At 44.8% G+C, this 15,090-nt stretch carries 12 protein-coding genes; 5 read left to right on the top strand and 7 right to left on the bottom strand.

Annotation, left to right across the window (positions count from 1 at the left end; translation table 11 throughout):
- Window positions 1-12 precede the first annotated feature (12 nt).
- The 4 genes from JHD45_RS21330 to JHD45_RS21315 all read right to left on the bottom strand — a co-directional run bounded on the left by JHD45_RS21330 (window position 13) and on the right by JHD45_RS21315 (window position 5,514).
- Window positions 13-1,623: an ABC transporter substrate-binding protein gene (locus JHD45_RS21330; protein ID WP_199478614.1), complete on the bottom strand. Its 1,611-nt coding sequence runs from the start codon at window positions 1,621-1,623 to the stop codon at window positions 13-15.
- A gap of 203 nt (window positions 1,624-1,826) precedes the next feature.
- Complete coding sequence (locus JHD45_RS21325) at window positions 1,827-3,104, bottom strand: NAD(P)/FAD-dependent oxidoreductase (RefSeq protein WP_199478613.1); 1,278 nt, start codon at window positions 3,102-3,104, stop codon at window positions 1,827-1,829.
- A gap of 26 nt (window positions 3,105-3,130) precedes the next feature.
- Window positions 3,131-3,799, bottom strand: a complete 669-nt coding sequence (locus JHD45_RS21320) for a haloacid dehalogenase type II (protein ID WP_199478612.1) — start codon at window positions 3,797-3,799, stop codon at window positions 3,131-3,133.
- 233 nt (window positions 3,800-4,032) lie between these two features.
- Window positions 4,033-5,514 carry an aldehyde dehydrogenase family protein gene (locus JHD45_RS21315; protein WP_199478611.1) on the bottom strand — a complete coding sequence of 494 codons (1,482 nt, stop codon included), beginning with the start codon at window positions 5,512-5,514 and terminating at the stop codon, window positions 4,033-4,035.
- A gap of 313 nt (window positions 5,515-5,827) precedes the next feature.
- On the opposite strand from JHD45_RS21315, the gene JHD45_RS21310 reads away from it, so the two are divergent.
- The 3 genes from JHD45_RS21310 (at window position 5,828) to JHD45_RS21300 (ending at window position 9,050) form a co-directional block, all read left to right on the top strand.
- Entirely contained in the window at window positions 5,828-6,706 is an 879-nt protein-coding gene (locus JHD45_RS21310; RefSeq protein WP_199478610.1) for a GNAT family N-acetyltransferase, read from the top strand.
- Between the two features lie 331 nt (window positions 6,707-7,037).
- Window positions 7,038-7,904 (top strand): GNAT family N-acetyltransferase, encoded by an 867-nt coding sequence (locus tag JHD45_RS21305; RefSeq protein WP_233407984.1) that lies wholly within the window; start codon window positions 7,038-7,040, stop codon window positions 7,902-7,904.
- Window positions 7,905-7,976: 72 nt separating this feature from the next.
- Entirely contained in the window at window positions 7,977-9,050 is a 1,074-nt protein-coding gene (locus tag JHD45_RS21300) for a tartrate dehydrogenase (RefSeq protein WP_199478609.1), read from the top strand.
- A gap of 210 nt (window positions 9,051-9,260) precedes the next feature.
- On the opposite strand, the gene JHD45_RS21295 is transcribed toward JHD45_RS21300, so the two are convergent.
- From JHD45_RS21295 to JHD45_RS21285, 3 genes are all read right to left on the bottom strand, one after another.
- On the bottom strand, window positions 9,261-10,223 hold the full coding sequence (locus JHD45_RS21295; RefSeq protein WP_199478608.1) for a threonine ammonia-lyase: 963 nt from the start codon (window positions 10,221-10,223) through the stop codon (window positions 9,261-9,263).
- 165 nt (window positions 10,224-10,388) lie between these two features.
- A complete protein-coding gene (locus JHD45_RS21290; RefSeq protein WP_199478607.1) occupies window positions 10,389-11,381 on the bottom strand; it encodes an ornithine cyclodeaminase family protein in 993 nt (330 codons plus the stop codon).
- A 95-nt stretch (window positions 11,382-11,476) separates the two neighbouring features.
- Window positions 11,477-11,833, bottom strand: a complete 357-nt coding sequence (locus JHD45_RS21285; protein WP_199478606.1) for a cupin domain-containing protein — start codon at window positions 11,831-11,833, stop codon at window positions 11,477-11,479.
- A gap of 265 nt (window positions 11,834-12,098) precedes the next feature.
- On the opposite strand from JHD45_RS21285, the gene JHD45_RS21280 reads away from it, so the two are divergent.
- Complete coding sequence (locus JHD45_RS21280) at window positions 12,099-13,973, top strand: ABC transporter transmembrane domain-containing protein (RefSeq protein ID WP_325097343.1); 1,875 nt, start codon at window positions 12,099-12,101, stop codon at window positions 13,971-13,973.
- Between the two features lie 228 nt (window positions 13,974-14,201).
- Window positions 14,202-14,987: a hypothetical protein gene (locus tag JHD45_RS21275; protein WP_199478605.1), complete on the top strand. Its 786-nt coding sequence runs from the start codon at window positions 14,202-14,204 to the stop codon at window positions 14,985-14,987.
- Window positions 14,988-15,090: the final 103 nt, after the last annotated feature.

The raw sequence follows: 15,090 nt of genomic DNA, 5'->3' as shown, positions 1-15,090 counted from the left end.
AGGAATCGAAACTTACGCTTCCAGCCAAACATGCTCGGCAAACATGTACGCCATCAAGCCACCCAAAGGATGAGGTTTATAACCGCCTATCTTGCGGCTAGCCGCATCATTAATACTGCTAAAGATTGGGATACCAATACCACTCTGATCATGGATGAGTGTCTCCATCTCACCGTACATTTGCTTACGCTTAGCATCATCAGTTTCACCACGCGCGGCCACCAGCAACTTATCAAAGTGCGCATTTTTCCAACCCGATTCGTTCCAAGCAGCATTCGATTGAAAAAACAAAGTAAACATTAAATCTGCCGTTGGCCGAGGGTTAATATTCCCAAAGCCTAAGGTGTCTTTCATCCAGTGATTTGACCAATAGCCATCTGCGGGCACACGTTTCACTTGCAAATTAAGCCCCACCTCTTGCGCTGTTAATTGGATCAACTGAGCCATCTCAACCGAGTTATCGGCGGCAGAAGAGGCCACCATGGGAATACTACTTCCCAGCACACCCGCCTTTTTGAAGTGATATTTGGCTTTATCTGGATCGTAAGTCGTCTGTGGCAGCGCGCTATCATAATAACGTTGTCCTTTGGGAATGGGCTGATCGTTGCCTATTCGGCCAAAACCACGACAAGCTACATTGAGAATTTGCTCACGGTTCATGATGTATTTCATGCCCTTCACAAAATCAGGGTTTTTCATTGGACCAAGCTGATCGCGCATAATCAAGTCCGTATAACCCCCAGAATCAGCGTGGTAAACCTTCACTAATGGACTGGCATTCAATGTGTCAATGGCACGCGGATTCACCGAATTAATAAGCTGCACATCACCGGCTAACAAGGCATTCACACGAGCGGATTGATCTGGAATCGAAAAGAGTTCCACTGTGTCCAAATACGGAAGACCTTTTTTCCAATAATTTGGGTTGCGCGTAGCGATGGAATGAACGCCAGGTTGAAATACGGTACATAGGAAAGGTCCTGTCCCATTCCCTTTATCAAAATTTGTCGTGCCATCACGTACGATAAGAAAATGAACAACCCCCAAAATAGCAGGCAAATCCGCATTTTTCTCGGCTAAGGTAATATGTACTTCATGGGGACCTTTGGCGGTAATCTCGACCATTTGTTTGGCGACAGCCGCCACTTTAGAGCTGGTTTTTGGGTCTTTATGACGATTCAAAGTGAATAGAACATCAGCAGACGTAAAAGGCTTTCCATCATGAAACAGGACATCTTTACGGAGCTTTATCACCCAATATTGAGCATCTTTTGTCTCAAACGACTCAGCCAGTTCCATTTGCGGAGTAAGCGTTCTATCCAAAACGGTTAGACCGTTATAGAACATATATTGACGGGTATAATCTGAAGACCCTGAGCCATGGGCAGGATCTAATGTATCGGAAGTGGAACCCGATTGAGTGGCCACTTTAATATTGCCACCATATTTAGGCTCATCGGTATTTGCATATGCCAAAGAAGAGCCTGGTGTCAAAAGACCAGATCCTGCGGCAACGACCCCCGAGGTCACCATACCTCGCAGCACCTGACGCCGTGAAACCCCCTGTGTTAATATATTTGAACTCTGTTGATCCACTAACGAACGCTTTTTGTCATCTTTCATTTTATGGTTCCTTTTGTGAGTTGTTCTGTCTTGGTTGTTTGCTCTTCTTGTTTTATAGGCTTGTATTACTTTTTTTATTGCCACTTGAGTGTCTTTTAACAGTATTTAAGACTCTCTTTGCGATACATTCATATCGGTTTTTCTCTATCCTTACGTTTGATTATTCTTTCCATGTTTCTTTGATCCCCAACTCTTAAAAAGCATCAGTGAATCAAATCCTGAAAACGGTAATAGGCTCCTACGAAGGGCAAGAACCAAGGTTTACCAAAGTGGCCCGGCACTGGCGCCCAATCCAGATCACGCCATGGATTGACGATCTCATTCCCCATCATCACTTGAGCCATTACCTTCCCCATATGCGTTGACATCTGAACCCCATGTCCACTGTAGCCGAGCGAGTAATACATGCCCTTGTGTTGACCCGCTCTTGGTAAGCGGTCGGCCGTCATGTCCACCAAACCACCCCAGCAGTAGTCGATACGCACCTTGCTAAGCGCCGGAAATACCTGTGCCATTGACGCCTGTAAAATATGACCGCTTTTTTCATCTGAACGAGGATTAGACATTGCAAAACGAGCACGTCCACCAAAGAGCAAGCGATTATCGGGAGTGACTCGAAAGTAGTTACCGATGTTTTTTGAGGTCACATAACCACGTCGCTTGACTAAGAGACGCGCCAAAAGTTCTGGTGCTAACGGTTCCGTAACAATGATAAAACTGCCCACGGAAACCAAGCGTCGACGAAAATAACTAAAAGGTCCTTTAGCAGAACTTCCCGTCGCCAGTAATACTTTATCAGCAATGACCGTGCCACGACTGGAGGTCACTTGATAACGATCGGCAGAAATGTGCTCAATCCCTGTTACAGCAGCGGATTCATAAAGTTTTGCGCCATATTTCACCGCAGTATCCGCTAGCCCTAGACCAAACTTTCCGATGTGCATTTGTGCACTGGTCGTTTGCAACAGACCGCCATAAAACTGCTCAGAGCCGACTTCATCACGCACCTGATTCGCGCTCAGTAAGACAACATTAGGGTCAACCTCGTTGACTAACCGTTCATGAGCCCGAACCAGCTTGTCATAATGCGCAGGTTTCGCCGCCAATTTCAGTCGACCATGACGCGTAAAATCACAGTCAATCTCTTCCTCTTTCACCATCTCCGCAACCGTGTCCACCGCGTCCATATAGGAAAGGTAAAAAGCACGTGCTTTCTCCATACCAATACGCTGCGCCAGAGAGCCATAATCATGCGCTAGACCTGCATTACACTGACCACCGTTACGACCTGATGCTTCCCCAACAACACGACCTGCTTCAAGCAACACCACTGAAAGCCCTTGCTTAGAAAGGGCAATGGCCGCCGACAAACCGGTAAAGCCACCGCCAACAATCGCCACATCATACTGACCTGATGCGTGGCCCTGCTCCCCTTTCGTAAAAGCGGATACAGTGTCTAGCCAATAGGACTCTAGCTTCATGATGATTCCTTCTAGTGAATAAAAAACTAAACGCCTAACAAATCCGCCAAACCAGCCAAACTGCTAACTTCATGATATTCGTAGTAAGGCGTTGAAGGTTCATGGCCACGGTTAATGAACACCTTATTTTTAATGCCCATATCGTGAGCGGACATCAAGTCATAACGCAGACTTGAGGAAACATGCAGAATGTCTTCTGGGCCACACCCCAATTTCTCCAACATATACTCAAAGCCTTTTAAACGAGGTTTATAAGACTGAATTTCTTCTGCGGTGTAGACCGCATGAAAAGGCGCCCCTAATTTCTCGATGTTATGGGGAATTTGCTCATTCATGGCATTGGTCAATCCCACTAACTTAAATTTTGTAGCTAAACGTGCTAGCGCCTCTGGCACATCAGGATGAGGCCCCCAAGTCGGCACCGCGTTATAAAAAATCATGCCTTCATTATCACGGTACTCAATGCCCCAACGTTTACACGTACGTTTCACGGCGTTGCACAAGACTTGATCATAAGGCTTCCAATCACCAAGCACTTCATCAAAACGGTAGGCAGAAAAGTCTGCAATAAACTGATCCATGTCTTCTTCTGCGATACGGTCCTTAAATACACGACGCGCAGTCGGCGCCATTTCGAAATAAACTAAAGTGCCGTAGCAATCAAACGTAATGTACTTTGGGTTCAGGGTAGTCATATTGGTTTTCTCCATTTAGCGATACGGTGCTTCATTTTTTATTTCAATAAAACAGCGGTTATTTGTGCAAAAACTATTCAATAGATTTATTACAACACTAAAACGAAGCCTATTTGGCCCGATTTTGTTTTGCTGTAACGAATTTTCAACGGAATTGCCCCCTCACCTCGGCACAATCTACCGGATAAAAATAGAATGTCGTTAATGGGCAATTTTTTATTCTTCCCGCGCAATTAGGCTTCGTCATTGGTAAAATCGATTAACACACTTTTCACTTTTTGATTAGCTTCATAGGCATAGCGCCCAAGATCCTTACCGATACCAGAGCCTTTGAAACCTCCTGTGGGTATAGCAAAATCCCAACTACGGCCATAACGATTCACCCACACAGTCCCAGCTTCAAGCTCATTCACCATACGCATGGCACGATTTAAATCTGCAGTATGCACACCAGCGGATAGGCCATAAGAAGGGTGACAAGCTAACTGCAAAGCATCATCATCTGTTTCAAAGGTTTCCACACACAGGACAGGACCAAAGATTTCATCTCGAACTCCTTCCATGCCCATATTGACCTTGGTTAAAATCGTCGGTTGATAGAAAGCGCTCTGATCTTGCTCAGGTAAGCGACAACCGCCCACTAAAATTTCACCGCCTTGCTGCACGGTACGCTGTACCACACCGTCAATGCGTTCCAATTCTCGCGTTGAAATAATCGGGGATAGTGTGGTGCTATCTTGCCAGGTTGGCCCCGAAACCAGCTCAGAAAAGAGCTCGGAAATGCGCGTCACTAACTGATCCGCAATCCCTTTTTGCACCAAGAGACGAGAACCTGCGACGCAGACCTGACCCGCATTGGTGGTAATGGCTCCGGCAATGCGGCGTGCCACTTTATCGATATTTTTTATATCGTCGAATACCAACTGCGGGCTTTTCCCCCCTAATTCTAGCGTGACAGGTTTCGTACCGGTTTGTGCACAAGCCGCCATAATGAGTGCACCGGTTTTGGTGGAACCAGTAAAGGTCACTTTCGAAATTCGGGGATGACGACAAATAGCATCCCCCACGCGACCATCACCTTGAACGACATTAAAAATACCAGGGGGGATACCCGCTTCTATGGCTAACTCAGCCAAACGCACTACACTAAACGGCGTCATTTCCGATGGTTTCAATACCACAGCATTACCTGCTGCCATTGCTGGCGCTACTTTCCAGGACGCCATAACCAACGGAAAGTTCCAGGGTGCAATGGCACCAATAACCCCATAGGGTTCAGTAATCGTCATGCCTAAACTACCATTTGCCGTCGGGATCACCTCCCCACCGCACTTATCAGCATACTCGGCAAAAAAACGAATACCTTCGGCACAAAAGGGAATATCCCACTGCGCAGCGGCGGCAATCGGGCGCGTCGACCCTACGGCTTCTAAGGGCGCCAAGGTATTCACATCCGCTTCAATCAAAGCCGCCCAACGCTTCATCGCTTTAGCCCTATCACGAGGTGACCGAGAGGCCCAGTCGCTTTGTTTGAACGCTTGCCATGCATTTTCTACGGCCTGATCGACCAAATTAGAATCCGCTATGGAAAGAGAGGCGTAAACCTGACCATCTGACGGGCGCCAAACATCGATTGTTTCGCGACTGTTAATGGCTTTACCACCAATGAAATGACTATTAGGAATCCTCACATCCTTTGGATTAAACGAGGCCATACATTTATCTCCCAGTGTCTTCGTACCCAATTAAGGAACTGACCTTGCTATAATGCAGGTCTTCGTAAGCAGAAAATTGGCTGCTTTTTCTATTCTAAGCGCGGGAGAAAAGCGTTTTATGCTGATAAAAGAGAGGTGACGATATAAAGCAAGCTTTATATCAAGACGATTAGCTAATTGATGCCGAATCCGCTGCTCACGCCTTTCCTTATAGATATTAGGCAAGAACGTCCTAGTATTTAGAGGGATGCAATGACAAACTAATACAAGTATTGATAATCTGCGTTTTGTAGAAAAAGTAGAGGTGGCAGACGTGCCTTGTGAGACATCAAAGCGATTAAAAACCTACGAGCTGACCATTAGGGCCATGACGCCTGATGACATAGACAAGCTTCATGAGCTTTCTATTACCGTGCTCTGGCCTCATCGCCCTTCCGATTGGCGCGTGTTATTAACCTTAGGTAAGGGCGTTGTTGGCTGCGACCCCATTGGCCGAGTAGTTGCTTCTGGTATGTGGTTCCCCATGGGAGAGCACTACGCTACCATCGGCATGGTGATCACCTCACCTCGACTGCAAGCATTAGGCGGTGGACGCTGGATCATGAAGCATATTATGGCGCAATGTGAAAATCGCGACATTTTGCTCACTTCCACCAGAGCGGGATACCGCCTTTATCAATCGTTAGATTTTCAAATGGTTGCCCCGGTTTTCCAACATCAGGGCATTGCCGCTGCCGTTGATCGATCCAAGCTTTCGGTCACCGAAGGTATTAGAGAACTCGACGCCAATGATTGGCAAAGTGTTCTACAACTGGATAAAAGTGCGTTTGGCATTGATAGAAAACACATCATCGAAACCGTATTAGGGAAATCCCAAGGCTCGGTATTGGTTCGTGACAATCGTATTATTGGCTTTGCCCTGTGTAGAAAGTTTGGTCGTGGCCACGTCATTGGCCCAGTTGTTGCTCAAAACGGTGACGATGCCATGGCGCTGATCGCCCCCCATATCAATCAACATACAGGGCATTTCCTGCGCATCGATACGGCCCAACAAGACAGCACCTTTAAGGCCTTTTTGATCGCAGCTGGCATGCCTGAATTTGATACGGTCACCTCCATGAGAAGGCCATCGTTCAAAAAAGAAGACAGCGAGTTTCACAGCTTTGCTTTAGTCAGTCATACCCTTGCTTAATCCGTCATATTATTGCTTGGTCAGAGTGATGCAAACACCGTTTTGTATGGAATTATGTTTGCCACTCGCCATGCTTGACGGTTGCCCATTTCGGTCTACTGTCATCTAATGCCGTCGTATTCGCCCCATTTCTTTGATTTGTGGCTGTTCGCTACATCGCTCCATCACAATATTATGCTGTTATAAAATAGGCTTTCAGCAGATTTATCACCCTGATAAAGCATTATTAGCGCTTGCTGCCGTATTTAGATCAATTCTCATTTAACGGCAAGAATGTCCTAGTAATTACGCCTATCTCTCCCCAAAATATAGTCATTATTTTGAGGAGAACATGATGACTTTAACAAAAGAGACCCTTCAGATTTGTTATCGCCCCATGACGGAAGATGACCTAACAGCCGCTTATTCATTATCTCAATTAGTCAAATGGCCACATCGTATTGACGACTGGAAACTGGTTCACCATCTCGGCACTGGGTTTATTGCCGAATATAACCAAGAATCCATAGGAACGGTTTTATGTTGGAATCATGGTGACCATTACGCCTCTCTTGGCATGGTGATTGTGTCACCAGAAAAACAAGGCAACGGCATTGGTAGAAAACTAATGGAGCGGGTCTTGGAGAAAATCGGTGATCAGAAAAATGTGCTTTTATTCGCCACCCCATCTGGTCAACCTTTATATGAAAGCTTCGGCTTTCGTGCCGCCAGCAAAGTCTACCAACACCAAGCCATAGTAGAAGCAAGCAACAGTGTTGATGCTAATCTCACAAAAATGCAACGTCAGATACTCCAAGCAGATCATGCGAAAATAGTTGAGCTCGCGGAAACATCATGCGGTCTAGCAAGGGAAGCCGCTCTCAATGAAATACTGAAATCAGCAACGGGCATCGTAACGGAAAGCCAAGGTGAGATCACAGGTTTTGCCATCATACGTAAATTTGGCCGTGGTTACGCCATTGGCCCTGTTATCGCCTCCTCACAAGAACAAGCGAAAGCCATGATCCAATCCTTGATCAATCAGCATATCAATGAGTTTGTACGGATCGATGTACCACAAAGCAGTCAGCTTAGCATTTGGCTAGAGGAAATAGGCTTGCCTCAAGTGGATACGGTGGTCGAAATGATACGTGGTGACATGCCACAAAGAGACAATACACTACGTCAATATGCATTAATCAACCAAGCACTTGGTTAGATAAGCAAAAGAGCCCCATGAATAAGTCTCGAGCAAAGGTCCCTAAGAATAACGATAGAAGTGGAGAAAGGCATGCAAAAAGTCAAAATCGCCGTCATTGCAGGTGATGGTATTGGAACAGAAGTCATTCCCGAAGGCATTCGTGCCTTAGAAGCTGCAGGACGACAGTGCCATCTAGAATACGAATGGACGCATTTTGATTGGTCATGCGAAACCTACCACAAAACAGGACGCATGATGCCAGAAGATGGCCTAGAACAACTCAAGGCATTCGATGCGATTTATCTCGGTGCCGTTGGCTTTCCTGGGGTACCTGACCACATTTCGTTATGGGGATTATTGTTACCTATACGCCGCGCGTTTGATCAATATGTCAATCTCCGTCCTGTTCGTCTGTTTGATGGCGTCCCTTGCCCATTAGCAAACAAACAACCCGGCGACATTGACTTCTATGTAGTGCGTGAAAACGTCGAAGGGGAATATTCCGCCATTGGTGGTATTCAATACGAAGGCACAGAACGAGAGATTGTTTCCCAACAAAGCATCTTCACCCGTCATGGGACAGATCGTATCTTAAAATACGCGTTCGAGTTAGCACAAAGTCGGGAGAAAAAACACCTTAGCTCCGCGACAAAATCCAACGGTATCTATCACTCTATGCCTTACTGGGACAAGCGTGTCGCCCTAATGGCGCAACAATACCCTGAGGTCAAAGTAGATCAATACCATATTGACATTCTCACAGCGAATTTTGTCCGGATGCCAGAGCATTTTGATGTGGTGGTTGGCTCCAACTTATTCGGTGACATTCTTTCCGACCTTGGCCCAGCCTGTACTGGCACCATTGCTATTGCGCCATCGGCCAACATCAACCCTGAAAAAACCTTTCCTTCCATGTTTGAGCCCGTTCATGGTTCAGCCCCCGATATCGCGGGGAAAAATATTGCCAATCCACTGGGGACCATCTGGGCAGGAGCGATGATGATGCAACATCTTGGCTACCCAGAAATTCATGACACCCTGCTCAGTGCAATGGAAAGTATATTACGCAGTAAAAACAGCCTAACCCGAGACATGGGCGGGACAGCAAGCACTCAAGAACTGGGAACGGCCATTGTCGAACAAATAAACTCAATGGCACAGTGATAACCTAATAGTGCTCCCACATTATGCCTTCTTCAGGTCATACTGGTAGAAGGCATTTTTTTATTTCTTCTATTGGGCTTTCTATCCGATAGATGGCCATTTGCTTAATATGACGAAGAGATGAGAGGTTTGCTCACCCATCGGACTAAGCGCCTGGGTGAGTCTTCTAAACAGCAAATAAGTGGTAAGTTAAGAAGTAAATTAATCGACTTATTTGTAAATCTCGGCAAGATCACTTAAGTCCCAATTCCCGCCCGTCAGTACCGCACACACTTTTTCATCCGGCTTAACTTTTACTGCGCCAGAGAGCAAAGCCCCAATACCAATGGAAGCTGCGGGTTCAGCAATTAATTTGGCATCTTTAGCAAGGCTACGCATCCCAGCGATAATATACTCATCCTCCACCAAAATAATTTCATCAACATATTTTTCAATAATCGGATAAGGATTTTGCCCTGGCACACTGATTCTTAGTCCATCAGCAACGGTATTTTTCAGCGGCAGCGACGTCCGTTGCTTGTTGATTCTACTGTGATAGTATTTCGGTGTTAACGCAGGCTCCGCACCGATAACCCGTACCGATGGTTTGATTTCTTTGAGCGCCGTCGCGATCCCTGAAATAAGGCCACCGCCTCCCATAGGGATAATGACAGTGTCCACATCTTCTAAATCCTGCAATATTTCACAGCCTATGGTTCCCTGGCCCGCCATCACCAGAGGGTCTTCAAAGGCATGAACGGGGACATATTGGTTTTCTTCGGCAATTTCATACACTCTTTTCCATCTGGCCGCCGTATCCCCATCAAAAAGCACCACCTCAGCGCCAAGTGCTTTGGTATTTTCGATTTTAATTTTGGGCGTGGTGACGGGAAGCACCAATATTGCTTTTACTCCCAGCATTCTGGCAGCGTATGCTAGCCCTTGAGCATGATTTCCTGAAGAGGTTGCGATGATACCATTGGCAATGTCTTCTTTCGGCAACGAGAGCGTCTTGTTTAGTGCGCCTCGAATTTTAAATGCCCCCGTGATTTGCAAGTTTTCCGGCTTTAAATAAAGCTGGCAACCAAGGCCTAGCTCTATTTTTTCAGCACGTAACAAGGGGGTATGTTTGATATGAGGCTGCAGCCGTTTTTGGGCCTCTCGAATGTCCTCAATCGTTGGGTAATTACGCATAGTGCTGATCTCCTTTGAACGTCTAAACCTAAATTCTTTAAAACAGTAAAATAAAGCGGTACCCATGGTTAATATTTAGGCCAATGTCCTATGCGTGAAGGCATATACATGCTAAGACCAAAGGACTTGTTCACACCTTTTTTAACCCGCTTTTTTAACTAAGTATCACTTAAAAAACTCAAAACTTGTGCCAATGTTTTGCTCTATTGCATTACGGTAAATTTTGCTTGCTGACGTATTGTCTTGTATTGCCATTCCGGTGGAGTCGAAAATAGTAATTTCGTGATCATTTTCTCTTCCTGTTTTGTTACCCAGCAATATCTCACCTATTTCTGCGTGAATGTCCGCTTTGGTAATAATATTTTGATTCAGCGGATGCCATGTTTCACCTTTCTCGGTGCACTGCTCCATGGAGTCATTCACTATTTTGGCATGCCTAAAGATTTCGGGGTCTAGCTCTTGTTTCCCCTGCTGATCACTGCCAATAGCGATAATATGCGTGCCAGGTTTTACCCAATCCGCTTCTACCAGAGAGCCCGTTCCCCGAGTGGTCGTAATTAAAATATCGGCTTGTTCAACCGCTTCTTTTTTAGAGTTCGCAATGATAACCGGAATACCGAATTCACGTTCGATATCAGCTTTATATTGAAGAAGAGTCTCCGGTGTTCTACTCCAAGCATGAATTTCTTCAATTTTCATGACTTCATTGATCGCTCGAATTTGCATTCTTGCTTGGTTGCCTGTGCCGATGGAGGCCACCTTTTGGGCATTTTTTCTTGCCAGAACTTTCACCGATACCGCACCAGATGCGCCCGTTCTTAGGCCTGTCAGTAAACTACCGTCCATAACGCATATCAGCGCACATGTTTGTGCATCAAATAAAAGAATGCTCCCCATGTTCTTAGGGAGTTTATGGTCGGTAGGGTTATTAATAAAGCCACCCGAAGAGGCTTTCATCGAGATCATTTCATCGGGCTCAAAATAGCTAAGCTTAAAGTCAATCTCACCACGAGGGGAAGGCAAATGTATTCCTATATAATCCGGTTGAACAACTTGATTACGGTTAAAAGCCTTATATGCCTCTTCCACCGTGACTATGACTTCCGGCATCGATATTAACTTGCTTACCTGCTCTTTGTTGAGCAATAGTGTTTTCATTTACCTTCCCTCTCTATTTTTGACATTCAGGGCAAAGCTGTGCTCGCTACCAAAGCAATCGATAAGCGACTTTTGCTTATCTAAACCACCAAACATTACCCTACTGAGACATAAATTTTCTTAACCGTTTCAATCGTACGCCACACGCCCTTATATCCAGGCTTTAATACAAAGCAGTCGCCAGCTTTATAGATTACTGGGTCACCCCCTTCAGGGGTTAACTCAACAACACCTTCCAGTAAATAACAAAACTCGAAGCTATCGCCTTTTAGAGACCGACTTGTCCCTGGAGTGGCTTGCCATATACCTGTATTAACCTCTCCATCGCGGGACAAATCTGCAACCCAAGTTTTTAATAAAGGATTCCCCTCTATCAACCGCTCTGGCAGCACACGAGATTCTCTTGGTAACTCTACCGGATTCTGTTCAATGGTTTTAAGTAACGATGACATATACAGTCTCTTTGTTGTGGTGCAAATACTGAAAATAAGGACCAAGGCCATTATGGTGAGGTAACCATTATAAAAGACCCCGTAAGGTACGTTACCTTGAACCCTCACCACGATTTAGCACAAAATGCTGTAATCCTTTAGCCAACTTACTTAAAACGCTATGCATCTGATTGAAGGTCTATCTAAGTTAACCGACACTCGCTCAACACCGTCCACCATGGTATAAGACGTGCTCGCGAACTAAATACATTAAGGGAAACTATTGTTGAATACAGGCAATAAGTCAGAGCAACAGGGTACAGGAAAGGGACAAAACGAGGCGATTCTCGCTATGCTATCTGGTAACAAAACGCACTTCGGCGCAGGCTTAAAAACCTTTCTAGCATTTTTACGGCCTTATCGCCTTCAGGTTATTTTTGCGCTTATCGCTTTAGTGATTACCGCTGGCGCCATGTTGAGTCTCGGTAAAGGCATACAGTTTTTAATTGATCGAGGCTTGGCCTCCGGTTCAGAAGCGGATTTGACCAAAGCCTTAGTGGTTTTTCTGAGTTTGGTACTGCTATTAGGCGTTGGCAGTTTCTGCCGATTCTTCCTTGTGTCATGGATTGGAGAACGAGTGGTTGCGGATATACGTAAAGCCGTCTTTGCTCATTTATTGACCCTATCCCCTTCTTTTTTCGAGGATAACTCGCCAAGCGAAATTCAATCGCGCATTACCTCAGATACCACTCTCTTACAGAGTGTCATTGGCTCTTCTTTATCCATTGCTTTACGCAGCAGCTTAATGCTGCTCGGCGGTATTATTTTCCTGTTGGTGATGCATTTTAAGTTAACCCTGATTTTACTCGTCTGTGTACCGTTTGTCGTAGCGCCCGTGTTGTACTTTGGTCGACGAGTACGTCGATTATCTCGCAATAGCCAAGATGAAATCGCCAATGTAGGGCGCTATTTGTCACAGGCGTTACGCCATATCAAAGTGGTTCAAGCATATACCCATGAAAACCACGATGAACAACGCTTTGCTGGGGCAGTAGAACAAGCCTTTCGTGTCAGCGTAAAACGTATTTTACAGCGCTCTTGGCTCGCCTTGATGGCTATTTTACTCTCCATGGGCGGCATTGGTGTCATGCTTTGGTTTGGTGGCAAAGACGTTATTTCTGGCGCAATAAGCGCTGGCGACTTAGCCAGTTTCTTGTTCTACGCCATTATTGTTGCTGGCTCCATTACGGCATTATCTGAGGTCATGGGAGAATTGCAACGGGCCTCAGGAGCCGCCGAGCGCATTATGGAATTGCTCAACGAAAAGAGCGATATAATCAGTGGCAAACAACCTATTCCACCCTTTTTTGAGCAGAGCACTAGGCCTCAACATACCTCAGATCAACAGCAGGCCGCCATAAACAACACTTTATTAGCCTTAAAAAACATTACTTTTTGCTACCCAACTCGTCCAACAACGCCTGTCCTAAAACATCTTAGTTTTACCATTAAGCAAGGTGAAACCATTGCCCTCGTTGGCCCATCTGGCGCGGGGAAATCGACCATTTTTGAACTCTTACTAAGATTTTATGACCCTCAACAAGGGCAAATATGTTTTGCAGGTCACAATATCAAAGACTATGACTTGAGTGCTTGGCGTCACCAACTGGCCTTGGTGCCCCAAGAAACTGCCCTGTTTGATCAAAGCGTCGCGGATAACCTAGGTTATGCCAATCGCAATGCCACCGAACAAGCCATTCAAGAGGCCGCAAAAAAAGCCAATGCTGATGAGTTTATTCAGCACCTAGACAAAGCTTATGAGACTCGACTCGGGGAAGATGGTGTGCGCCTATCCGGCGGTCAACGACAACGAATAGCTATAGCCCGAGCCATTTTAAAAGACGCGCCAATATTGCTACTCGACGAAGCCACCAGTGCCCTCGATGCACAAAGTGAAAACAAGGTACAAGCAGCACTCTCATTATTGATGGCAGATAGAACCACCCTTGTCATCGCCCATCGGCTCGCCACTGTATTAAACGCAGACCGCATTATCGTCATGGATCAAGGGGAAATCATCGCCCAAGGCACCCACCCTGAACTACTAAAAAGCTGTACTTTATATAAGCGCTTGGCAGACTTACAATTTGGTGAACAGTAATCTTTCAGTCGTGCAATTACTTAATAAAAAGATAGGTTAATTAAGGTTGTTCTGGTTCATGGTAGAGATTAGTGCCTTGGATAACTACCACACAAAAAATTATCTCATGCACATGACTTAATCAAATATTTTCTTCGTGAAAAGAGAATGAATATTGATATTAGATACAATATACCGTATCTTAGCGATGATAAGACAAGTTCAAGATGAAAACTTAAGAATATAAGCATGGATCGCTCTGATAAGCTAGCTAAAGAAGAACTTAAAAAGTCGATTGAGAATAACAGTCAAACTCTATACATATTATCTGTAGACCAACTAATAGAACTATATAATAAATTATCCCTAGATGATGTAATTAATGTAACAAAAAATGTCTCTGGTTACGTACCAACAGTTATGGACATTAAAACTGTAACTAAAATAGCTCGTGACATAGGTGCCCTAGGAAGGATTTATGAAAAAAACATAAAAGGAAAACAGTATGTTATTTTTAAAGGTCATGCAGGCCTTAGGTCAATATTTACTGGCACAAAATATTTAGACTCTAATGCCAAAGTGGTTGACATGGTGATAGGAAAAGCAGCCTTAAGAAATTCAATTCGCTCTGGCGCAAGACTGACAATTTTTCTAACCGTACCTCTTATAATCCTTCAACATATTCTCAAAGATGAAGTATTACTTACTGATTTAGTAGCAGATTTAGCAGTATCCATGGTAAAGGTTGGCATTAGTAGTATTGTAGCAGCAATAGCAGGAACAGCTATAGGCTCATTAACAACTGTAGCAGCGGCTCCTTTAGTTGCAGCAATTTTCGTTGGAATTGCAGTCGGATATACTTTAAATAGTATTGATGAAAGGTTTTTTATTACTGACAAGCTAAGTCAAGTATTAAGCGAAATAGAAGATAATACTATTGGAGAACTCTCAAGGGGCATGTGGGAATTAGAAAAAAAGCTTCGCTGGCAAATAATAAATAGAATAAGCCCTGGAAAAGGGATTTTTTATCCATAGGGATATGGGAGTATCAATTATGAAAATAAAAAATTTATCTATCACAGTTTTAATTTTATTCTTTGTATTTACCAGCACTGCATACTCAAAGAGCTTCCCTTTA

This window comes from Marinomonas spartinae (assembly GCF_016461715.1).
Classification (GTDB): Bacteria; Pseudomonadota; Gammaproteobacteria; order Pseudomonadales; family Marinomonadaceae; genus Marinomonas; species Marinomonas spartinae_A.
The sequence above is the reverse complement of the archived record's forward strand: the minus strand, read 5'-3'. Positions and strand labels throughout refer to the sequence as shown.